Below are 22,102 nucleotides of genomic sequence, written 5' to 3' on the forward strand. Positions count from 1 at the left end.
GTGGTGATGGCGCGACCATCCCCCATCCGCACGGTCTGGTTGATCACCATGCGGATGATCTTGCGCTGCTGTTCCCCCACCAGCACCTTGATGGTGGCGTAGGCGTCGGTCAGCGATGTGGGCTCGGGCGTCGCAACCACCAGCACTTCAGAGGCCAGCGACACGGCAAACAGCACCACGTCGGAAATACCGGCACCGGTATCGAGCAGCACGATATCGTAGTGAGGCAACAACCCCGTCATGATGCGCAGGAAATCCTGACGCACATTGGGCGTCAGGCGCGAGTATTCAACCATGCCCGAGCCCGCCAGCAGCACGGAAAACCCGCCCGGTGCCCGCACAATGGCTTCTTCAATCTTGGCCTTGCCAGTGAAGACATCGTGCAGGGTGATCTTGGGGTACAGGTTGAGCACCACGTCCAGGTTGGCCAAACCCAGATCGGCATCAAGAACCAATACTTTCTGGCCGCGTTTGGCCAGCGCGGCCGCCAAGTTGGCCGACACAAAAGTTTTGCCCACGCCGCCCTTGCCGCTGGTCACAGCCAGTACTTTGCCCAAGGGTTTCAAGGGCTCGGGGTTGACCACTTTTTCCAGGTTGGCGGGTTGATGCTCTTTGCTCATTTCAGTTCACTCTATTCATTGCACTACCCGATGAACCGGCAGGACCATCATTGGCGTAGCTTTCAAGCCAGGCCGGATCACCCAGCGAGAGCGGACCAAACAACAAACTCTTTTCTTCAGCGCTGACGGCGAGGATCGGTTGCGGCTCGATACACACGCGATTGCGGCCTTCGGACTTGGCACGATAGAGTTCTATATCGGCACGGTCCATCCACAGTTCAGGGGTGGAGCGCACCCAGCGCGGCGCATAGGCACCGCCGATGCTGATGGTCACCTTCAGGGTGACGCCCGAGGCAATCGCAATATTCAAGGCGCTGACGGACTCGCGAATCCGCTCGGCTACCTGCAGCCCATACTGTCCCTGGCAGCTTGGCAGGATGATGACAAACTCTTCACCGCCAAAACGGGCCACGGTGTCCATGGGGCGGACACAGGCGCTCAGCGTTCTGGCAATGGTCTGCAGAACCGTGTCGCCGACCGGGTGACCATAGGTGTCATTCACGTTCTTGAAGTGGTCAATATCGAGCATCAGCAGCAGGGCCGGCTCGCCGGACCGGGCAACCATTTCAATCTCGCGGGCCAGGACGTTCTGAAAATAACGCCGGTTCGATAAACCGGTCAGCGGATCTTTCAGGGACAACTCGCCAAGTTGGTCGATCACCGCCTGCAGATAAGGGACGCTGCCAGCTTTGGGGTCAGGCAAGGTATAGCCACCATGCTCCAGCAGTGCGAGTGCATCGTCGAGCCGCAACTCGCGCAAGTCGACCGAGAATGAGACAGGCAGGGAAGTCAAGACAGACGCCTTTGTTCAGATGATGGCAGTTTAACAGGTCAGTTTTTAGCCAAAACCCAAAGCTGGCACCGTTTTCAGGCGGTTTCCTGGGGTTCGTCAGGCGGTCCGATGACACACCGGGCAGGCTGCGTGGCGCTGGATTTGGACTTCGGTGAACGCCATGGCCCGGCCGTCAAGCATCAGCAGTCGCCCCGTGAGCGCCTGCCCGGCACCACTGACGAGTTTGAGGGCTTCGGCGGCCTGCATCGTGCCAATGATGCCGACCAGTGGCGCAAACACCCCCATGGTGGCGCAGCGGGTTTCTTCAAAGGAGGCGGCTGGCGGGAACACACAGGCATAACAGGGGCAACGTGGGTCGCGTGAGTCGTAGACGCTGAGCTGACCATCAAAACGGATCGCTGCGCCAGACACCAGTGGTTTGTGATGCGCCACGCAAGCCGCATTGATCGCGTGACGGGTGGCAAAATTGTCACAGCAGTCCAGCACCACATCGGCCTGCGCCACCAAGGTATCGAGCAGGGCAGCGTCAGCCCGGGCCTGCACGGCTGTGACCTGAACGGCGGGATTGAGCTGGCCCACCGCGGTCCGAATCGAGTCCACCTTGGCCATGCCGACGCGCTCCTGCGTGTGGGCAATTTGCCGCTGCAGGTTGGTCAGGTCCACGGTGTCGTGGTCCACCACCGTGATGTGACCGATGCCAGCCGAGCCCAGGTACAGGGCCACCGGCGACCCCAGGCCACCAGCGCCAATGATCAGCGCGTGGGCCTGCTGAATGCGCTGCTGCCCCTCCACACCAATCTCATTGAGCAGGATATGGCGCGAATAACGCAGCAGGTCATCGTCATGCATGGGCAGCGCCGGGCTTAATTTTCTTTCTTGGCTTCGGCGCGTTCGACCTGGGTCTTGCTGACCATCACGGGCAGACCCTTGAGCTGCTTGATGGCCTGCTGCAGCTGGAAGTCCTTGTCGGAGCCATACTCGGGAATCTTGCGCTCGGAGGCTGGTTTTTTCAGCTCTTCTTCAAGTTTCTTGCGGGCTTCCTCGCGCGCCTTTTCCCGGGCGGCGTCCTTCGCCTCGTCGCCTTGTCCGCTGGCAAGGTGTTTTTCCAGGTCCGCCTCACGGGTACGCAGGGCGGCAAACAGGTTGCCCTCTTCGGACTCGTCGATCATGACGTCTGGAACGATGCCCTTGGCCTGGATGGATTTGCCACTCGGTGTGTAATAACGGCTGGTGGTGAGCTTGAGCGCGGCCGTCGGACAGTTGTCCATGCGGAAGGTGGAGTCCAGGCAGACGGCGGTTTGCACCGACCCCTTGCCGAAGGTCTGGCTGCCCATCAGCTTGGCACGCTGGTGATCCTGCAAGGCGCCGGCCACGATCTCGCTGGCGGAAGCGGACCCTTCATTGACCAGCACCACCAGCGGCACTTTCTTGAGGGCGCCGCGGGTCACTTCTTCCAGATGCTTCAGCGGATCATTGCCACGGCGGGCGTAGTAGCGCGGTGAAGCCTTGTAGGTGAACTGGCTTTCGGGCAACTGTCCGTTGGCCGACACCACGGTGACATTTTCAGGCAAAAAGGCGGCGGAAATCGCCACAGCGGCGTCAAGGTAGCCGCCCGGATCGTTGCGCAAGTCCAGCACCAGACCCTTGAGATGGGGGTCCTGCTTGTAAATGTCTTCAAGCTTGCGGGCAAAGTCGGCCACCGTGCGTTCCTGGAACTGGCTCAGGCGCACCCAGCCGTAGCCCGGCTCGACCACCCGGGCCTTGACACTTTGGGTCTTGATGACCTCACGGACGATGGTCACGCTGAAGGTGCGGTTTTCATCCTTGCGCAAAATACTCAACACCACCTTGGTGTTGGGTTCGCCGCGCATGCGTTTGACCCCTTCATTGAGGGTCATGCCCTTGACCGGGGTGTCGTCGATCTTGACGATCAGGTCATTGGGTTTGAGCCCGGCCCGAAACGCTGGCGAGTCTTCAATCGGTGACACCACCTTGATCAGGCCTTCTTCCTGAGAGATTTCGATGCCGACGCCGACAAACTTGCCGGTGGTGCCTTCGTTGAAGTCTTTCAGGGTCTTCTTGTCCATGTAGACCGAGTGCGGGTCCAGCCCGGAGACCATGCCGGCAATGGCATCGGTGATGAGTTTCTTCTCGTCCACCGGCTCCACATAATTGCTCTTGATCATGCTGAACACGGCGGCCAGCTGTTGCAACTCCTCCAGTGGCAAGGGCGCCAGCGAACCCCGTGCGACGGTTTGCAGCGAGACGCTGGCCAAAGCGCCTGCCAGGGCGCCTGCAGACAGCAAGCCGACGATTTTCAGTTTCTGACCCATGTTGATTCCAGAGCTTGTGAGAGAGCGAATGAGCGGGAACTGCTTGGAGTCGCACCGGCGGTGCAGGTTCCAGCCTTTGCCGAGAATATTTTCAGTTTTTTCCCTGTGCCGCCACCGCTGCCGCAGCCTTGGCGGCGGCCTCGGCGTCGCCCAGATAATAGTGCCGGATCGGTTTGAGGTCGTCATCGAGCTCGTACACCAGTGGAATGCCATTGGGAATGTTTAGCCCAACAATGTCCTGATCGGAAATGTTGTCCAGGTATTTCACCAGCGCCCGAATCGAATTGCCGTGGGCGGCCACCACCACGCGTTTGTCCAGGCGCAGGGCTGGCGCCAGCGCCTCGTTCCAGAACGGCATGACGCGGGCCACGGTGTCCTTGAGACACTCGGTCAGGGGAATCTGCTCCGGTTGCAGCTTGGCGTAACGCAGATCGCCGCGTTCGCTGCGCGGGTCGCTGGCGTCCAGCGCGGGTGGTGGTGTGTCGTAGCTGCGGCGCCAGATCAGCACCTGCTCGTCACCGTATTGCTTGGCCATGTCAGCCTTGTTCAGTCCCTGCAGCGCACCGTAGTGGCGCTCGTTGAGGCGCCAGCTTTTCACCACCGGCAGCCAGGTGCGGTCCATCTCGTCCAGGCAGTACCACAGGGTGTGGATGGCGCGTTTGAGCACGCTGGTGTAGGCAATGTCGAATTCGTAACCTTCGGCCTTGAGCAGCTTGCCGGCCGACATGGCTTGCGACACGCCGGTGGGCGTCAGGTCGACGTCGGTCCAGCCGGTAAAACGGTTTTCAAGATTCCAGGTGGATTCGCCGTGGCGAATTAAGACTAGTTTGTGCATGGTATCGCGTGGGTTCTCTGTGACAGGTGCGTCTCCATTCTAAAATGCCCGGCTCAGCTCCATCTATACATAAGGATTTGCAACAGTGAAATTTATTCTCGACAACTGGATGTTGATCGCCGTGGCCCTGTCCGCCGGCGGCATGCTGATGTGGCCGGTGATCAATGGTGCCGGCCCGGGTGCCTTGACCGCCGATGGCGCCGTGCAACTGATGAACCGCGAAAAGGCGGTGGTGGTGGATGTGTGTGAACCCGGCGAGTATGCCGCTGGCCATGTGGTCGGGGCCCGGAACATCCCGCTGGGTCAGCTGGAAGGCCAGTTGGCCACAGCCGTCAAGAACAAGGGCACGCCACTGATCCTGGTGTGCAAGTCCGGGGCACGCAGCAGCCGTGCCGTGGCGATTGCCAAGAAGCTCGGTTTCGAGAAGGCCCAGTCCCTCTCGGGGGGCATGGGTGCCTGGCGCGCCGCCAATCTGCCGGTCGAAAAAGCCTGATACCCCCCAGCCAACGAAAGCCCCTCATGCAAGCTGTCAAGATGTACACCACCGCGGTCTGCCCCTACTGCATCCGCGCCAAGCAACTGCTCAAGGCGCGCGGGGTCGATCAGATTGAAGAAATCCGCATTGACCAGGACCCGGCGCAGCGTGACTTGATGATGCGCACCACTGGCCGGCGCACGGTGCCGCAGATTTTCATCGGTGACACCCATGTGGGTGGCTGTGACGATCTGGTGGCGCTGGATGGGCGCGGCGGTCTGCTGCCCCTGCTCAGCGGCGCCTGAGATAATCCCCGCGTCCCTTTTTGACCTGGGCGCCAGCCGCGCCAGGCGTTGATTTTTTAACCAAGAGAACCTTATGTCCGAGACTCAAGATCCCGTGTTCCAGATCCAGCGCGTTTACCTCAAGGAAGCTTCCCTGGAGCAACCCAATTCCCCGGCCATTCTGCTGGAGCAGGAGCAGCCCACCGTGGACATCCAGTTGGGTGTGAACGGTGCCGCCGTGGCCGAAGGTGTGTTTGAAGTCACCGTGACCGCCACCGTGCAGACCAAGATCAAGGACAAGACCGTGTTTCTGGTTGAAGTGGTCCAGGCCGGCATTTTTGAAATCCGCAACCTGCCGCAAGAGCAGATGGGCCCGATCATGGGCATCGCCTGTCCGCAGATTGTTTACCCCTACCTGCGTGGCAATGTGGCGGACCTGATCCAGCGTGGCGGCTTTCCGCCGGTGCATCTGGCGGAAATCAACTTCCAATCCATGTACGAGCAGCAGCAGGCCGCACAGTCTGCAGAGGCGCCTGCCGTTCAATAAATTCCTAGATGTTTTAGGGCTCTAGCCCGCATAAATACTGCCTGAGTAGCTATGAAAATTATAGTTCTTGGTGCGGGAGCGTGGGGCACGGCCATGGCCGCCAGTGCGGCTGCTCAGAGCGTCCATCAGGTCACCCTGTGGGCACGCGATGCCACGCAGGTGCAAGCCATGCGGGCGCAACACGAAAACCAGCGTTACCTGGCAGGTGTCAGCCTGCCGCCGGCGCTTGCCTTCAGCTCGACCCCGTGGCCGGAACTCCGGGACAAGCTGCTGGCCCAGGCCGATCTGGTGGTGGTGGCCAGCCCGATGGCGGCGTTGCGCCAGATGTTGTCAGGGCTGCGCGGCTGCCCGGCACCCGTGGCCTGGCTGTGCAAGGGGTTTGAAGCGCCGGTTTCAACACCATTTGGCCTGCTGGCCCACGAAGTACAAGCCCAGGTCGCGCCGGAACTCATGGCGGGGGTGCTCAGCGGCCCGAGTTTTGCGCTGGAAGTCGCCCGTGGCCAGCCAACGGCGCTGGTGGCGGCCAGTGTGCATGAGTCCGTGCGCCAGGCGCTGGTGGCGGCGTTTCACAGTCCGGTGCTGCGGGTGTATGCCAATGAAGACATGGTCGGGGTGGAGGTCGGCGGCGCTGTCAAGAACGTGCTGGCCATCGCCACCGGTCTGTGTGATGGCTTGGCGCTGGGGCTCAATGCCCGCGCCGCGTTGATCACTCGCGGACTGGCGGAGATGACCCGGTTGGGCGTGGCCCTGGGCGGACGCACCGAGACCTTCATGGGCTTGAGCGGCCTGGGCGACCTGGTGCTGACCGCCACCGGTGACCTGTCGCGCAACCGCCAGGTCGGCCTGGCGCTGGCGCACGGGCAGACGCTGGCCCAGGCCACCGGGGCATTGGGGCATGTGGCCGAAGGTGTGTATTGCGCCCGCACCGTGGTGCAGCGGGCGGCCCAGCTCGGCGTGGCCATGCCGATTGCCCAGGCGGTGGTGGCGCTGCTCGACGGCCGGATGGCGCCGGTCGAAGCGGTGGCCAGCCTGATGGAACGCGAACCCACGGTAGAGCTCGCGGCCCAGGGTTGATCCGCAGATCAAAGGAGGAAACACACATGACAACGTTTTTCGATTTCTCGCCAGCGGCGCTGGCCAAGCTGGCGCAGACCGACGTGGCGCGCGCCCTGGAGGAAGACCTGGGGTCGGCAGACCTGACGGCCGGTCTGGTGGACCCGACGCGCCGTGCCAAGGCCACCATCATCGCGCGTGAAGCGGCGGTGATTTGTGGCCAGGCCTGGGTGCAGGCAGCGTTCCAGCAGGTTGATCCGGCGGCCGAAATCATCTGGCACGTGTCCGAAGGCCATCGCTGCCAGGCCGATCAGGTCATTCTGGAAGTGCACGGGTTGGCCCATGCGCTGCTGACGGCTGAGCGCACGGCGCTGAATTTTTTGCAGTTGCTCAGCGCGGTGGCCACCAAGACCAGCGACTATGTCCAGGCCATCCGTGAAGTCCCGAGCGCGCACGCCAGCATTGTTGATACCCGCAAAACCTTGCCGGGGCTGCGCCTGGCGCAGAAATATGCGGTGCGTACTGGTGGCGGGGTCAACCACCGGCTTGGACTCTATGACGCGGTGCTGATCAAGGAGAACCACATTGCCGCTGCCGGTGGTGTGGCCGCCGTGTTGCGGCGCGCGGCCCAGGTGGCACCGGCGGCCCGGTTTGTGGAAATCGAGGTGGAAACCCTGGCGCAATTGCAGGAGGCGCTGGACGCTGGCGCCACCATGGTGCTGCTGGACAACATGGGGCTGGCGCAATTGCATGAGGCGGTGCACCTCAATGCCGGACGGGCCCAACTTGAGGTGTCGGGCGGCGTCAACCTGTCCACCCTGCGCGCCATTGCCGCCACCGGGGTGGACCGCATTTCGATCGGGACCCTGACCAAGGACATCAAGGCCATTGATTTTTCCATGCGTTTTGCCCCGACCCCGGTTTGACCCGACGTGTGCCTTATTGTTGATAACAGGAAAAAACCATGACCGACCCGGTGCTGGCAGTGAAAGAGGTGGATTACGAGCAACCGCAGGGTGACAACGGTGCTGGCGTTTCGGTGTGTTCCACCAAACACGCCTGGGCCCGGGTGCCGGTGGAGCACAGTGCGGCCGAACGCGCGGCGCTGAAGGATCGGATTCGCCAGCTGCTCAAGGAAAAAAATGCCGTCATGGTGTCGCACTACTACGTGCACCCGGACTTGCAGGACCTGGCTGAGGAAACCGGCGGTCTGGTCAGCGATTCATTGGAGATGGCCCGCTTCGGGCGTGATCACGCGGCGCAGACCCTGGTGGTGTCGGGCGTGCGTTTCATGGGGGAGACGGCCAAGATCCTGTCCCCCGAAAAGCGGGTGCTGATGCCCGACCTGGACGCGACCTGCTCGCTGGACCTGGGCTGCCCCATTCATGAATTCAGCGCCTTTTGTGACGCCCACCCGGACCGGACCGTGGTGGTCTATGCCAACACCAGTGCTGCCGTGAAGGCCCGCGCCGACTGGCTGGTCACCTCCAGCTGTGCGCTGGAGATCGTCAAGGCGCTGAAAGACCAGGGGCAAAAAATCCTGTGGGCGCCCGACCGCCATCTGGGCGGCTACATCCAGCGCGAAACCGGCGCCGACATGGTGATGTGGGGCGGCTCCTGCATCGTGCACGACGAGTTCAAGGCGTTTGAGCTGGAGGGCCTGATCAAGGACCACCCCGGCGCCAAGGTGCTGGTGCACCCGGAGTCGCCGGCGTCCGTGGTGGCGTTGGCGGATGCGGTGGGTTCCACCTCGGCGATTCTGAAGGCGGCGCGTGAGATGGACGCCAGGGAATTCATCGTGGCCACCGACAACGGCATGATGCACAAACTGCGCACGCTCAACCCCGGTAAAGTGTTTTTTGAAGCGCCCACCGCTGGCAACAGCGCCACCTGCAAGAGCTGCGCCCATTGCCCGTGGATGGCCATGAACGGCCTGGCGGATGTGGCCCGGGTGCTGGAGACCGGCGCCAATGAAGTCCAGGTCGATCCGGGCCTGGGCCAACGAGCCCGTGTGCCGATTGACCGGATGCTGGCGTTCACCGCCGCACTCAAGCACGGTCCGGTGCCTGGTAGCCTGGTAGCCCACATTGGGGCTGCTTAGGTAGCTCCTGATTCAGGAGCATTGGCGTCACACCTCGAGGTTGTCGATGAGCCGGGTGGTGCCCAGCTTGGCGGCCCCCAGCACCACCAGGGTGGCTGGGGTGGCCAGTTCAGCGGCCGCTGGCCACTGCAGGTCGGCACGCCGACGCACCGTCATGTAATCGGGCTGCCAGCCACGCGCCGTCAGGGCGGCCATGGCCTGCTGTTCGATGGCGACGATGTCGGTGGCACCGCCGCGCAGTGCCTGCGCCATGGCGGTCAGGGTTTGCGACAGGTGCACGGCTTCCTGGCGCTCGGCCGGGTTCAGGTAATTGTTGCGGGATGACAGTGCCAGACCATCGGCACCACGCAGTGTCGGGGCGCCAATCACGTCGATCGGCAAGGCAAACTGCTGCACCATGTGCCTGAGCACCATCAGCTGCTGATAGTCCTTTTGCCCGAACAGCGCCACCCGCGGCTGCACGCAGGCAAACAGCTTCATCACCACGGTGCAGACGCCAGTGAAAAAACCGGGGCGGAAGTGGCCCTCCAGAATGTCGGCCAAACCCGCCGGCGGCGTGACCTTGAACACCTGGGGTTCGGGATACAGCTCGCGTTCGCTGGGGGCAAACACCACATCACAGCCGACCGCCTGCAGGGCCTGGCAATCGGCTTCCAAGGTGCGCGGGTAAGTGTCAAAGTCTTCGTGCGGCAAAAACTGCAGGCGGTTGACGAAGATGCTGACCACCAGCACGTCGCCCAGCGGTTTGGCCTGACGTACCAGCGCCAGATGGCCGTCGTGCAGGTTACCCATGGTGGGCACAAAGACCGGGCGTTGGAAGGCGGCCAGATGGGCGCGCAATTCGGCGATGGTGTGAACGATTTTCATAAAAGCGGGCGTTACCAGGCGTGCTGGGTGTTGTCAGGGAAGCTGCCGTTCTTGACAGCTTGCACATAGGCTTGCATGGCTTCCTTGATGCCGTGCTGGCCAGGCAGACCGGGCAGGGCAGCCATGAAGTTGCGCACAAACTTCGGGTTCTTGCCCAGGTTCAGTCCGAGCATGTCGTGCAGCACCAGCACCTGGCCAGCGGTGCCGTTGCCGGCGCCAATGCCAATGGTCGGACAGTGCGGCAGTTCACCCGTGAGTTCAGCCGACAGCGCGGCGGGCACCATTTCCAGCACCAGCAGGGCGGCGCCGGCGTCCTGCAACTCATGGGCGTGGCGTTTGAGGGTGGCGGCCGACGCCAGCGTGCGGCCCTGCACCCGGTAACCACCCAAGGCGTGCACGGTTTGCGGCGTCAGGCCCAGATGGGCGCACACCGGAATACCACGTTCCACCAGAAAACGCACGGTCTCTGCCGTCCAGCCGCCGCCTTCGAGCTTGACCATGTGGGCCCCAGCCTGCATCAGCACCACGGCGCTGCGCAGCGCCTGTTCCCGGGACTCATGGTAGGTGCCATAGGGCAGGTCGCCGATGATCCAGGTGGTGCCCTGCACCCGGCGCACGCCGCGGGTGACACTCTCGACGTGGTAACGCATGGTCTCCAGCGTCACCCCGACGGTGCTGGACAGACCCTGGCAGACCATGCCAAGCGAGTCCCCCACCAGAATGCAATCCACCCCGGCGGCGTCAGCCACCGCCGCAAAGGTGGCGTCATAGGCGGTGAGCATGGCGATTTTTTCGCCGCGCGCGTGCATTTCCAGCAGGCGTGGCAGGCTCACCGGCTTGCGCGTGGCTGGCGCGCTGGCGGGAGGCAAGGTGCCGTAGGGTGTGGCGTTCTGAGCGGCAGGCTGGGTCATAGGGATTCTCCCCAAAAAAAGTGGCGCGAGTCTAACCCAGCCAGAGCGGCTGGACAGCAGGGGTCACCTAAGGCTGTGGGTCCAGAATGGTGGGCACGGCCTGGGGCAGCAGGCCCGGGTAGTCACGGCTGAAATGCAGGCCGCGGCTTTCATGGCGTGCCTGGGCCGAGCGCACGATCAGGTCCGCCACCTGCACCAGGTTGCGCAGTTCCAGCAAGTCGCGGGTGACGTGGAAGTGGGAGTAATACTCGTGGATTTCGCCTTGCAGCAGGTCAATGCGGTGGGCGGCGCGTTCCAGCCGCTTGTTGGTGCGCACAATACCTACATAGTCCCACATGAAGCGGCGCAGTTCGTCCCAGTTGTGCGAGATCACCACGGCCTCGTCGGCGTCGCTGACCTGGCTGTCGTCCCAGGCCGGTAAGGCCACTGGCGGCGTCGCGGGTGACTGCAGGATGTCGGTGGTGGTGGCCTGGGCAAACACCATGCATTCCACCAGCGAGTTGCTGGCCAGGCGGTTGGCGCCATGCAGGCCGCTGCATGCAGTTTCACCAATGGCGTACAGGCCTTTGACGTCGGTGCGGCCATGCAAGTCGGCCAGCACGCCGCCACAGGTGTAATGGGCGGCAGGCACCACGGGAATAGGCTGTTTGGAGATGTCGATACCCAGCTCCAGACAGCGGGCGTAGATGTTGGGGAAATGCTCCTGCAAAAAGCTCAGCGGTTGGTGCGAGATGTCCAGATAGACACAGTCAAAACCGCCTTTTTTCATCTCGAAGTCAATCGCCCGCGCCACCACGTCGCGCGGGGCCAGCTCGGCACGCGGGTCGTGCTGGGGCATGAAGCGGGTGCCGTCGGGCAGCAGCAGGCGGCCGCCTTCGCCGCGCACCGCTTCGCTGATCAGAAACGACTTGGCATGCGGGTGGTACAGACAGGTGGGGTGGAACTGGATGAATTCCATGTTCTGCACCCGGCAGCCGGCGCGCCAGGCCGCGGCAATGCCGTCGCCGGTGGCGGTGTCGGGGTTGGTGGTGTAGAGGTAGACCTTGCCGGCACCGCCAGTGGCCAGAATGGTTTGCGGTGCCTGGAAGGTGATCACCTGGTCGGTCTCGCTGTTGAGCGCATACAGTCCCAGGCAGTGTTGGCCGGGCAGACCCAGCTTGTCAGTGGTGATCAGGTCCACCAGCGTGTGTTGTTCAAACAGAGTGATGTTGGGGGTTTTTTGCACCGCCTCGATCAGCGTGCGCTGCACGGCGGCACCGGTGGCATCGGTCACATGCACAATGCGCCGGGCGCTGTGGCCCCCTTCACGCGTCAGGTGCAGGTGGCCGTCTTCCTCGGAAAACGGCACCCCCATGGTTTGCAGCCAGGCAATCGCCTTGGGGGCGTTTTCCACCACAAAACGGGTGGCATTGAGGTCACACAGGCCGGCACCGGCAATCAGGGTGTCGTCCACATGGGCGTCAAAACTGTCGTCCTTGCTCCAGACGGCGGCGATACCGCCCTGGGCCCAGCCGCTGGAACCCTCCGAGACAGCACGTTTGGTGATGACGGCCACTTTCTTGCTGGGAGCCAGCAGCAAGGCGGCGCTCAGGCCAGCCAGACCGCTGCCCACAATCAGCACGTCAAAGGTCAGTGGGGCGGGGGCATGGGGGGTGTTTGAAGGCATGACGGATTCGCAAGAAGTTACGACGGGGTGTAGGCCAGGCGCACGTAGATCGGCGCAAAGGCCTCGGCCTGGGTGATTTCGATGAGGGTTTCCTTGGCCAGTTCCAGCAGGGCAATGAAGGTGACCACCAGGACCGGCGCACCGCGCAACGGGTCGAACAGCGCCTCGAATTCCACAAATCGCTGGCCCTGCAATTGTTTGAGCACCTGGCTCATGTGTTCGCGCACCGACAGTTCCTCGCGGGTGATCTTGTGGTGCTGCACCAGCTTGGCGCGTTTGAGGATGGCGGCCCAGGCTTGCTGCAGCTCGCTGACCTGGACATCCGGAAACCGCGGCTGCAGCGACTGCTCAATGTAGACCTGCGCCACCAGAAAATCGCGGCCAAACTGGGGCAGGTTGTTCAGGCGCTGGGCGGCCAGCTTCATCTGCTCGTATTCCAGCAGGCGGCGCACCAGTTCAGCCCGCGGGTCTTCGGGCTCCTGGCCTTCTGCCACCGGCTTGGGCGGCAACAGCATGCGTGACTTGATCTCAATCAGCATGGCGGCCATCAACAGGTATTCCGCCGCCAGCTCCAGGTTGCGGTGGCGGATTTCCTCCACATAACTCAGGTACTGACGCGTCAGGCCTGCCATGGGGATGTCGAGGATGTTGAAGTTCTGCTTGCGGATCAGGTACAGCAGCAAGTCCAGCGGCCCTTCAAAGGCTTCGAGGAAAACCTCCAGGGCGTCCGGGGGGATGTACAGGTCCTGCGGCATGGCAAACAGCGGTTCGCCATACAGCCGTGCCACGGCGACCTGATCCACGACCGCGGGCATGACGGGCATGCCGGGTTCGTCCAACGTGACCGGCGTCGCCGAATGAGCCATGATGAAATTCTTTTGCTATATTAAATATAGCAATAAATGATTGATTGACGCGGGCTAGAGGCTAAAAAGCCTATTCATCAACCGTGGTCTGGTAGACGTAGGGCTTTTGTGCCACCTGGGCCGCGCGAAAGCCCTGCCACGCCTCGCGGTCAACGGCCTTGTCCCACAACAGGTGACGGCCCCGGCGCTGGCCTTCTTCCACGGCCGGATTCTTGGCTTTGAGTTCATTGATGAACTGGGTGGCATCGGATTCGTATTTGGGGCGGTAAAAAATATTCATGGGCAAGGACCTCTTGCGCGCATTTTAGCCCTGCCCCGGCGGGGCGCCATGGTCTGGTGCTGCGGCGGTGGCACTGGGTGTAATATGCAAGCTCTGCCAGTTTCCCATTTGTCCACGCTACATGAACAGTCTGACTCACCCCGCTGCCTGGATCCATCTGGATTGGGTGTTGCTGGTGGTGGTTGGCTGGCTCCTGGTGGGGCTGGCCGGCATTGCGGCCCTGCGCCGGTTCCGCCTGGTGGCGGTGGTGCTGTTTCCTCTGGGGGCGGTGTTCTCGGTGTTGCTGATGGCGGTGGCGCTGAGCGCCGCGTTTGCCGGTCCCGAGGTGGCGGTGCTGCCCCTGGGGCTGCCGCAACTGCCGTTTCACTTGCGGCTTGACAGTCTCTCGGCTTTCTTTTTGTTGTTGATCGGTGGTGTCTCCGCCGGGGTATCCACCTTTGCCGCCGGTTATTTCCGCAAGGGTGAAGGCACGCCGCCCGGGCTGATCTGCCTGGAATACCACGTGTTCCTGGCCAGCATTGCCATGGTGGTGATGGCCGACGACGCCTATGTGTTCATGGTGATGTGGGAAACCATGGCGTTTTCGTCGTTCTTCTTGGTCATGGCCAACCACCGCATCCCGGAGATTCGCCAAGCCGGTTATCTGTACATGCTGGTGGCGCACATTGGTGCGTTGGGCATTTTGTTGTGTTTTGGTGTGTTGCAGGCCAACACCGGCGATTACACCTTTGCCAATATGCGGGCCCAGCAGCTGTCGCCGTTTTGGGGTTCGGTGGCGTTTGTGCTGGCGTTGTTCGGTTTTGGCGCCAAGGCCGGGGTCCTGCCGCTGCATGCCTGGCTGCCCGAGGCGCACCCGGCGGCACCGTCGCCGTTTTCTGCATTGATGAGCGGGGTGATGCTCAAAATTGCGTTGTACGGCATCTTGCGGGTGTCGTTTGACCTGTTGCAAACCCGCATCTGGTGGTGGGGTGTGCTGCTGATGACCGTGGGCCTGGCCAGTGCGCTGTTTGGGGTGGTGTTCTCCACCGTGCAGGTCGAGATGAAGCGCCTGCTGGCCTATTCGTCGATTGAAAACATCGGCATGATCTGCGCCGGTTTTGGCCTGTCCCTGCTGTTCTCCAGCTACGGCATGCATGCGCTGTCGGCCCTGGCCCTGACGGCAGCGATGTACCAGATGCTCAGCCACGCGTTTTTCAAGAGCCTGCTGTTTTGCAGCACCGGGGCGGTGATGCACGCCACTGGCGAGCGCAGCCTGGGCCGGCTCGGTGGGCTGATCCGTTACATGCCGTGGGTGGCCTGGCCGACGCTGGTGGGTGTGCTGGCTTGCGCCGGCCTGCCGCCGTTTGGCGGTTTTGTGGCTGAATGGCTGCTGCTGCAAAGCTTTTTGTTCACCACCGGCTTGCCCAGTTCGTTTCTGGACATGCTGGTGCCGGTGATGGCGGCGGTGATCGCCCTGGTGGCGGCGCTGTCGGGTTACACCATGGTGAAGTATTTCGGCGTGATTTTCCTCGGGCAGCCGCGTGAGGAAAAACTCAGCGCCGCGCATGATGCCGGGCCGTGGGAGCGGCTGGGTATGTTGTGGCTGGTGACGGGTTGTGTGTTGCTGGGCCTGTTTCCGAACCAGGTGATCGCCGTGATCGACCCGGTGACGCAACGGTTGGTGCACGCCGGTCTGGCCCACACCGTGGCCGACAACGGCTGGCTGCTGGTGCCGGTGAGCATGGAGCGGGCCAGTTATGCGCCGGCGATTTTCCTGCTCGGGGTGGTGCTGAGTTTTGGCCTGGCCTTTGTGCTGGTGCGCAAGCTCTACCATGGCCGCTTGCGCCGGGTGCCACCGTGGGATTGTGGTTACCCCTGGCAAACCGCCCGCATGCAGGACACCGCTGAAGGTTTTGGTCAGCCGATCCGGCAGATTTTTGAACCCTTCTTCCGCCTGCAGCGCCAATTGCCAACGGCGTTTGACCCCCACCCGGTGTATGCGGTCAAGCTCGAAGACCCACTGTGGCACTGGCTCTACCTGCCGGTGGCGCGCTGGGTCGAGAAATTGTCCAGAATCGTCGGCCTGCTCCAGCAGGGCCGAATTGCGGTGTACCTGATGTACAGCTTTGCCACCCTGGTGGTGGTGCTGATGGTGGTGCGGCGATGAGTGCGTTGGGCATTTTGTCGCAGTTGATGGCGCTGCTGACGGCCTTGCTGCTGGCGCCCCTGCTCACCGGTTGGATCAACCAGTGGCGCCATTGGCTGCAGAACAAGTCGGGGCCGGGGCTGCTGCAACCCTACCGCCTGTTGCACAAGCTGTTCAACAAGGAATCGCTGATGGCTGAACACGCTTCGCCGTTGTACCGGTTTGCGCCCTATGTGGTGTTTGGCTGCATGCTGCTGGCCAGTGCCATCATTCCGACCCTGTCGACCGATCTGCCGCTGTCGCCGGCGGCTGACGCGATTGCGCTGGTGGGCCTGTTCGCGCTGGCGCGGGTGTTCCTGTCGCTGGCGGCGATGGATGTCGGCACGGCGTTTGGCACCTTGGGTGCGCGCCGCGAAATGCTGGTGGGCTTCCTGGCTGAGCCAGCGCTGCTGATGGTGTTGTTCTGCGCTTCCACCATCACCGGCTCGACCTCGCTCACCGCCATTGTGGAAACCCTGGCGCACCGGGAGCTGGCGATCTACCCCAGCCTGCTGCTGGCCGGGGTGGCGTTCACCATGGTGTCGCTGGCTGAAAACGCCCGGGTGCCGGTGGACAACCCCGACACTCACCTGGAACTCACGATGATCCACGAGTCGATGATCCTGGAGTATTCGGCGCGCCATCTGGCGCTGATGGAATGGGCGGCCAGCCTAAAGCTGTTTGCCTATTCCTGTGCCGGCCTGGCGCTGTTTTTCCCGTGGGGCGTGGCTGAAGCCAATGCGCCATTGGCCCTGCTGCTGGCCTTGCCGGTGCTCATTTTCAAGCTGGCGGTGGGCGGCATGTTGATGGCCATGATCGAAACCGCCAGTGCCAAGATGCGCATCTTCCGGGTGCCGGAGTTTCTGGGCACGGCCTTTTTGCTGGCGGTGATTGGCCTGCTGGTGAACGTGCTGCTGGGGGGGAAATGATCAAGTTTGTGCCCCAGCTCATCAATCTGTTTGCAACACTGATTCTGTTGCTGTCGTTTGCCATGATCTCGCAGCGGCGCATTGTGTCGCTGATCAATCTGTTCACCATCCAGGGGGTGGCGCTGGTGGCCGCCTCGTTCTTGCTGGCTTATGTGACCGGGCAGTCTGACCTCTATATTTCCGGTGCCCTGACGCTGGTGCTCAAGGTGGTGTTCATCCCGTGGATGCTGCACCGCATGATCCGCCAGCTCAATGTGCGCTGGGACGTGGAGACGCTGTTCAACATCCCCACCACCATGCTGGTGGGGATCGGGCTGGTGATCTTCTCTTTCAGCCTGGCACTGCCGATCTCGCGCCTGTCGGACTCGATTGCCGGCGGCTCGCTGGGCATTGCGCTGGCCTGTGTGCTGCTGTCGTTCATGATGATGATCACCCGGTCCAAGGCGGTGCCGCAGGTGATCGGCTTTTTGTCGATGGAAAACGGCTTGATCTTTGCCGCCACCACTGTGACCAACGGCATGCCGATGATTGTCGAGTTTGGTATTGCCCTGGACGTGCTGGTGGGCGTGCTGATCCTGGGGGTGTTCATGTTCCAGATCCGCGAGAAATTCGACAGCCTGGACATCCACAACCTTGAGACCCTCAAGGAAGACTGAGCATGAGCGCGCTGTTTTTTGTCCTGGGAATTCCGCTGTTTGGCGGCCTGATGCTGGCGCTGGTTGGGCACCGGCCCTATGCGCGGGACGTGAACGTGGCGTTCAGCCTGGGAACCTTTCTGGCCGCCTGTGTGATGACGGCGCAGGTCATCAGCCACGGCCCTGAATATGTCTGGGCCAGGCAGTTTTTCATTGACCCGCTCAACGTGTTCCTGGTGACACTCACGGCTTTTGTCGGCATGACCACGGCGATCTTTTCCCGCCCCTACATGCGTGTGGAGCAGGACCACGGCAAGATGACGCCACCGCGCATGCGGCTCTACCACAGCATGTACCAGCTGTTCAGCTTCACCATGCTGCTGGGCTTCACCACCAACAACTTAGGCATCATCTGGGTGGCGATGGAAGCCGCCACCCTCACCACCGTGCTGCTGGTCAGCGTCTACCGCACCTCGGCCAGCCTGGAGGCCGCCTGGAAATACTTCATCCTGTGTGGTGTCGGCATTGCCCAGGCGCTGTTTGGCACCATCCTGCTGTACATGGCGGCCGACAAGGTGCTGGGGCCGGAACATGCCACCCTGCTGTGGACCAGCCTCAACGACATCAAGGGTGAGCTGGACCCGACCATCATGACGCTGGCCTTTGTTTTCCTGCTGATCGGTTACGGCACCAAGATCGGCCTGGTGCCGCTGCACAGCTGGTTGCCCGATGCCCACGCCGAAGGGCCGACGCCGGTGTCGGCGGTGCTGTCGGGCCTGCTGCTCAACGTCGCCATGTACGCGGTGCTGCGCTGCAAGGTGTTGACCGACGGCGCCCTGGGCACCGCCATGGCAGGCCAGTTGATGATGGGTTTTGGCCTGCTCTCGGTCACGGTGGCGGCGTTTTTCCTGTCACGGCAGAAAGACGTCAAGCGCATGTTTTCCTACTCCAGCATCGAACACATGGGCATGATCACCTTTGCTTTTGGCATGGGCGGGCCGGTGGCCAATTTTGCCGGGCTGCTGCACATGACTGTGCACTCGCTGGTCAAGTCGGCCATCTTTTTCACCGTCGGCCACGCCACCCAGAAGGCCGGTACCCAGGTGATGAGCGAGATTCGCGGCCTGATCAAGGTCAACCCCACGGTGGGCTGGGGCCTGATGCTGGGCGTGATGGCGATTCTGGGCATGCCGCCGTTTGGTGTCTTTGCCAGTGAATTCCTGATCCTGACCACCGCCATGCGTGAGCAGTCCTGGGCCACCCCCTTCCTGTTCCTGGCGCTGGGCGTGGCGTTTGCCTCGATGCTGATCCGCGTCCTGCCGATGGTGTTTGGTGACACCACGCTCAAGCCCCTGGCGCACCCACCGGCCTTGATCCCGGTGTTTGTCCACCTGGCGCTGGCGCTGGTGCTGGGCCTGTACATCCCGCCGTATCTCAATGGCTGGTACGTGACGGCAGCCGGTTTGCTGGGAGGCTGAGTCATGAAGATCACTGGCCTGGATGTCGAGTTTGCCCCCCTGCCAGCCCCGGTACCGATCTGGTATGGGCAGGTGACACCGGCGCAGTGGCAGGCGGCGGCCACTGCGGTGCGTGACGAGGGTGGCCGGCTGGTTGCCCTGTGGGCCGGGAAAGCTATTGAATCAATAGCTGACAAGGCAATGAATACGCGGGCTGAGGCTGTATTTGTTGCTTATGTCACGCTGCAGGGCCTGTTCTGGCTGGCCTTGCCGCTGACTGTGGTGGACGGGGTGCCGGTGTACCCGGACTTGGCGGCGGTGTTCCCGGCCGCCTCTCGCCTGCAGCGGGCCGCGGCGGACCTGTCCGGCATTCACGCCGACGGCGCCAGCGACCAGCGCCCCTGGCTGAACCACGGCGCCTGGGCGGCCGACGCGCCGCCGCTGCTGCAAAACCTGCGCGCCCTGCCTGAGCCGGTGCCTGGCGCGCTGGTGGATTACCCGTTTGTGCGGGTTGAGGGTGACGGCGTGCATGAAATTGCCGTGGGGCCGGTGCATGCCGGCATCATCGAGCCGGGCCACTTCCGCTTTTCGGTGGTGGGTGAAAAAGTGTTGCGGCTGGAGCAGCGCCTGGGGTACACCCACAAGGGCATTGAGCAGCGCATGACCCAGCTGGCACCGCTGCAGGCCCAGCGCCTGGCGGCGCGTGTGTCGGGCGACAGCACCGTGGCGTATGCCTGGGCTTACTGCATGGCGCTGGAGTCGGCCGCGCAAGCTGTGATCCCGCCGCGTGCCGCCTGGTTGCGTGCGCTGCTGCTGGAGCGTGAACGCATTGCCAACCACCTGGGCGACCTGGGCGCGCTGGGCAATGACGCGGCCTTTGCCTTTGCGCTGGCGCAGTTTTCCCGCCTGCGCGAAGACTGGTTGCGCGATGCCAAGGCAGCGTTTGGCCACCGGCTGACGATGGATGTGATCGTGCCCGGCGGGGTGAACACCGACCTTGACAGTGGCCAGATCGCGCAGATGGCGCAGGCCTGTGAGCGGCTGGGCCGCGAAGTACACAAGCTGCAGGACATTTTTGAAGCCCACGCCGGCTTGCAGGACCGTCTCATGACCACCGGCCGCGTGACCCCCGCGCTGGCGGCGCAGCTGGGCCTGACTGGTCTGGCTGGCCGTGCCAGCAGCCAGACCTGGGACCTGCGCTGTGACCACCCGTTTGCTCCCTATGACCGACTGCAGGTGACCATGGCCACCCACCACAACGGCGACGTGGCGGCGCGGGTGGCGGTGCGTTTTGACGAGGTGTTTGAGTCCCTGCGCCTGCTGCAGGGCATGTTGCGCGAGCTGCCGGCTGGCCCGGTGCACCATGGCCTGACGCTGCCCGAGGGACCGAGCCGCGGCCTGGGCTGGGTCGAGGGCTGGCGTGGTGAGGTGCTGGTGGCGCTGGAATTGGCAGGCGCCGACCAGGGGTGGCGCATCGAGCGCTGCCACCTGCATGACCCGTCCTGGCAGAATTGGCCGGTGCTGGAGCACGCCATCATGGGCAACATCGTGGCGGACTTTCCCCTGATCAACAAGTCGTTCAACCTCAGTTACTCGGGGCAAGACCTATGATCTGGAAAACCGTCTGGCAGATTGGCAAAACCGGCATTTGCAGCGAACCGGCGCCGGACATCGGCGCAGCGGCGGCGCAGGAGGTGTCACGCATTCAGGCCGAACTGCTGGCCATTCTGGGGCAGGCGCTGACCATCCGCCAGGTGGACGCCGGCTCGTGCAACGGCTGTGAACTGGAAATCAACGCCCTGGGCAACCCCTACTACAACCTCGAAGGTCTGGGCATCCGCTTCGTGGCCAGCCCGCGCCATGCCGATTTGTTGCTGGTCACCGGCCCGGTGTCGCGCAACATGGAAACCGCACTCAAACGCACCTATGAAGCCACGCCAGAGCCCAAGCTGGTGGTGGCCGTGGGTGACTGCGGCTGTGACGGCGGCATCTTTGGTGAAAGTTACGCCAGCTGCGGCCAGGTGGCCAAGGTGATCCCGGTCGATGTGACGGTGCCCGGCTGTCCGCCCGAGCCGGTGGCGATTCTGCGCGGCATCTTGCAGGCGGTGCGCCGGCGGGTCAGGTAGGCCGGACAGACCGGCCTGGACCGCGCCCGCAGCGCTCAGGCGTGCAGCTGGTTGAGCTGGCGGGCGATGATGTCATGGTTGAGCCACAACACCGGCGCTGCGGGTGCAGACGACTCACCAAACATCAACGCGCCAGAGGCCTCAATCACCAGGCTGCTCAGCAGATCGGTGATCAGGGCCTTGTTGTCCTTGTGCATCTTCACCACTTCGTCAGAGGTGCCGATGGTCAGGTCGGCCTGTGCCGCGCTGTTGGGCATGGGCCAGGCGGCAAAGTTGCGGAAGTCCTGCATCACCTCGCTGTCCTGGAAATCCGTGACCTTTTGCAGCACCTCTTCCAGTGTCACCCCGTCGGCCAGCAGCTCACGGCAGGCTTGCCACTGCGCCTGGGCCCAGGCGCCACCGCCTTCATGCTGGAGCGCCTTGAGCAGCAACAGCAGCGGCAGCTCCACACCGGCGAAGATGTCGGACGAGTTGGTGCGGATTTCCGGGCAGTTGTAGACCGTGGCCTTGACGCCCTGCTGCCACGCCGCCTGGGCAAGTCGCTCCAGCCGCATCTTGGCCAGACCCTGTGTGTAGTTGGTGTAGGTCTGCCACTCGTACTGGTCCCCGATCAGGATTTCCGTGCCGTGGTAACCGTAAGCCGAATAACGCACCTGGCCGCCCGCCGCCTCGACACGGGTACGAATCGCCGCGCTGGCGTCGATCAGGTGCCCGAAGGTGTTGGCCGACACCTCATCGAAGTTCTGCAGAATCAGCTTGCCCAGATCACTGTCGAGCAGCACCTGGGACGACATGAACCGCTCGCCGCGTCCCTTGTAGACGCGGTTGGCAATGGCCAGGAACACCTTGGCCTTGGGAATGCCGCCGGCCATCGTGTGGGCGAAAAACACATTGCGCCCGGCCGGGATCATGCCATCCAGGACCGCCATCACCTGGGCGGCCGAATCCTTGAAACGCTTGACGCCGATGGTCCGGCATTTTTCGATGTGGGCCCAGTCCAGCTTGTCGTCCATCCAGGTCTTGAGTGTCAGGCGGCCGAGCAAATCGGTCGGGGTGGGTTCCCCTGCCGGGGCGTCGAGGTCAAAACCGGCCATCAGCGGCACGTTGATGATCTTGCCGCCCAGCGCCGTTTCGGCAGCGGCCAGCTCGTCATCGGTGAG

23 protein-coding genes are annotated in these 22,102 nt (G+C 62.9%); 12 read left to right on the forward strand and 11 right to left on the reverse strand.

From position 1 onward, the window contains the following. The 5 genes from PHW99_RS13105 to gpmA all read right to left on the reverse strand — a co-directional run. Positions 1–620: MinD/ParA family protein (locus PHW99_RS13105; protein WP_300178210.1), on the reverse strand; the 620-nt coding region annotated here is incomplete at its 3' end. 1 nt (position 621) lies between these two features. Continuing rightward, a complete protein-coding gene (locus PHW99_RS13110) occupies positions 622–1,413 on the reverse strand; it encodes a GGDEF domain-containing protein (protein ID WP_300178213.1) in 792 nt (263 codons plus the stop codon). A gap of 96 nt (positions 1,414–1,509) precedes the next feature. After that, a complete protein-coding gene (gene moeB / locus PHW99_RS13115) occupies positions 1,510–2,262 on the reverse strand; it encodes a molybdopterin-synthase adenylyltransferase MoeB (RefSeq protein WP_300178216.1) in 753 nt (250 codons plus the stop codon). 14 nt (positions 2,263–2,276) lie between these two features. Next, on the reverse strand, positions 2,277–3,746 hold the full coding sequence (locus PHW99_RS13120) for a S41 family peptidase (RefSeq protein ID WP_300178219.1): 1,470 nt from the start codon (positions 3,744–3,746) through the stop codon (positions 2,277–2,279). 91 nt (positions 3,747–3,837) lie between these two features. Further along, positions 3,838–4,581, reverse strand: coding sequence for a 2,3-diphosphoglycerate-dependent phosphoglycerate mutase (gene gpmA, locus PHW99_RS13125; protein ID WP_300178222.1), 744 nt, complete (start codon positions 4,579–4,581; stop codon positions 3,838–3,840). Positions 4,582–4,666: 85 nt separating this feature from the next. Between gpmA and PHW99_RS13130 the strand changes: the two genes are divergently transcribed. The 6 genes from PHW99_RS13130 to nadA all read left to right on the forward strand — a co-directional run bounded on the left by PHW99_RS13130 (position 4,667) and on the right by nadA (position 9,041). Further along, positions 4,667–5,074, forward strand: coding sequence for a rhodanese-like domain-containing protein (locus tag PHW99_RS13130; RefSeq protein ID WP_300178225.1), 408 nt, complete (start codon positions 4,667–4,669; stop codon positions 5,072–5,074). Positions 5,075–5,100: 26 nt separating this feature from the next. Then, positions 5,101–5,361 (forward strand): glutaredoxin 3, encoded by a 261-nt coding sequence (grxC, locus tag PHW99_RS13135; RefSeq protein ID WP_300178228.1) that lies wholly within the window; start codon positions 5,101–5,103, stop codon positions 5,359–5,361. A gap of 73 nt (positions 5,362–5,434) precedes the next feature. Beyond that, complete coding sequence (secB, locus tag PHW99_RS13140) at positions 5,435–5,887, forward strand: protein-export chaperone SecB (RefSeq protein ID WP_300178231.1); 453 nt, start codon at positions 5,435–5,437, stop codon at positions 5,885–5,887. 51 nt (positions 5,888–5,938) lie between these two features. Continuing rightward, positions 5,939–6,961 (forward strand): NAD(P)H-dependent glycerol-3-phosphate dehydrogenase, encoded by a 1,023-nt coding sequence (locus PHW99_RS13145; protein ID WP_300178234.1) that lies wholly within the window; start codon positions 5,939–5,941, stop codon positions 6,959–6,961. A gap of 26 nt (positions 6,962–6,987) precedes the next feature. After that, positions 6,988–7,866 carry a carboxylating nicotinate-nucleotide diphosphorylase gene (nadC, locus tag PHW99_RS13150; RefSeq protein ID WP_300178237.1) on the forward strand — a complete coding sequence of 293 codons (879 nt, stop codon included), beginning with the start codon at positions 6,988–6,990 and terminating at the stop codon, positions 7,864–7,866. Positions 7,867–7,904: 38 nt separating this feature from the next. Beyond that, the gene (gene nadA / locus PHW99_RS13155; RefSeq protein WP_300178240.1) at positions 7,905–9,041 is read left to right on the forward strand and encodes a quinolinate synthase NadA; all 1,137 of its coding nucleotides are present in this window, start codon (positions 7,905–7,907) and stop codon (positions 9,039–9,041) included. A 27-nt stretch (positions 9,042–9,068) separates the two neighbouring features. Here the strand turns inward: nadA and panC are convergent, their stop codons facing one another. The 5 genes from panC to PHW99_RS13180 all read right to left on the reverse strand — a co-directional run bounded on the left by panC (position 9,069) and on the right by PHW99_RS13180 (position 13,631). After that, complete coding sequence (panC, locus tag PHW99_RS13160; RefSeq protein WP_300178245.1) at positions 9,069–9,908, reverse strand: pantoate--beta-alanine ligase; 840 nt, start codon at positions 9,906–9,908, stop codon at positions 9,069–9,071. Between the two features lie 11 nt (positions 9,909–9,919). Continuing rightward, positions 9,920–10,819, reverse strand: a complete 900-nt coding sequence (panB, locus tag PHW99_RS13165) for a 3-methyl-2-oxobutanoate hydroxymethyltransferase (RefSeq protein WP_300178248.1) — start codon at positions 10,817–10,819, stop codon at positions 9,920–9,922. A gap of 67 nt (positions 10,820–10,886) precedes the next feature. Then, positions 10,887–12,485: an L-aspartate oxidase gene (gene nadB, locus PHW99_RS13170; protein WP_300178251.1), complete on the reverse strand. Its 1,599-nt coding sequence runs from the start codon at positions 12,483–12,485 to the stop codon at positions 10,887–10,889. 17 nt (positions 12,486–12,502) lie between these two features. Beyond that, entirely contained in the window at positions 12,503–13,351 is an 849-nt protein-coding gene (locus PHW99_RS13175) for a ScpA family protein (protein ID WP_300178254.1), read from the reverse strand. A gap of 70 nt (positions 13,352–13,421) precedes the next feature. Next, the gene (locus PHW99_RS13180) at positions 13,422–13,631 is read right to left on the reverse strand and encodes a DUF3460 family protein (protein WP_300178257.1); all 210 of its coding nucleotides are present in this window, start codon (positions 13,629–13,631) and stop codon (positions 13,422–13,424) included. 121 nt (positions 13,632–13,752) lie between these two features. Here PHW99_RS13180 and hyfB point away from each other — a divergent pair, with 121 nt between their 5' ends. Genes hyfB through PHW99_RS13210 form a run of 6 tightly spaced genes read left to right on the forward strand, consistent with a single transcriptional unit; the run spans position 13,753 to position 20,942 of the window. Next, positions 13,753–15,777 (forward strand): hydrogenase 4 subunit B, encoded by a 2,025-nt coding sequence (gene hyfB, locus PHW99_RS13185; protein WP_300178260.1) that lies wholly within the window; start codon positions 13,753–13,755, stop codon positions 15,775–15,777. Then, positions 15,774–16,724 carry an NADH-quinone oxidoreductase subunit H gene (locus tag PHW99_RS13190; RefSeq protein ID WP_300178262.1) on the forward strand — a complete coding sequence of 317 codons (951 nt, stop codon included), beginning with the start codon at positions 15,774–15,776 and terminating at the stop codon, positions 16,722–16,724. The genes hyfB and PHW99_RS13190 overlap by 4 nt, the downstream gene beginning before the upstream one ends. Beyond that, positions 16,721–17,380 carry a formate hydrogenlyase gene (locus PHW99_RS13195; protein ID WP_300178265.1) on the forward strand — a complete coding sequence of 220 codons (660 nt, stop codon included), beginning with the start codon at positions 16,721–16,723 and terminating at the stop codon, positions 17,378–17,380. The genes PHW99_RS13190 and PHW99_RS13195 overlap by 4 nt, the downstream gene beginning before the upstream one ends. Positions 17,381–17,382: 2 nt before the next feature. Continuing rightward, positions 17,383–18,837 carry a hydrogenase 4 subunit F gene (locus PHW99_RS13200; RefSeq protein ID WP_300178268.1) on the forward strand — a complete coding sequence of 485 codons (1,455 nt, stop codon included), beginning with the start codon at positions 17,383–17,385 and terminating at the stop codon, positions 18,835–18,837. 3 nt (positions 18,838–18,840) lie between these two features. Next, a complete protein-coding gene (locus tag PHW99_RS13205; RefSeq protein WP_300178271.1) occupies positions 18,841–20,427 on the forward strand; it encodes an NADH-quinone oxidoreductase subunit C in 1,587 nt (528 codons plus the stop codon). Next, complete coding sequence (locus PHW99_RS13210; protein ID WP_300178277.1) at positions 20,427–20,942, forward strand: NADH-quinone oxidoreductase subunit B family protein; 516 nt, start codon at positions 20,427–20,429, stop codon at positions 20,940–20,942. The genes PHW99_RS13205 and PHW99_RS13210 overlap by 1 nt, the downstream gene beginning before the upstream one ends. 35 nt (positions 20,943–20,977) lie before the next feature. On the opposite strand, the gene PHW99_RS13215 is transcribed toward PHW99_RS13210, so the two are convergent. Next, positions 20,978–22,102 (reverse strand): hypothetical protein (locus PHW99_RS13215; protein WP_300178274.1); only part of this gene is annotated, 1,125 nt, incomplete at its 5' end.

Source organism: Rhodoferax sp. (assembly GCF_028689305.1).
Taxonomy (GTDB): Bacteria; Pseudomonadota; Gammaproteobacteria; order Burkholderiales; family Burkholderiaceae_C; genus Rhodoferax.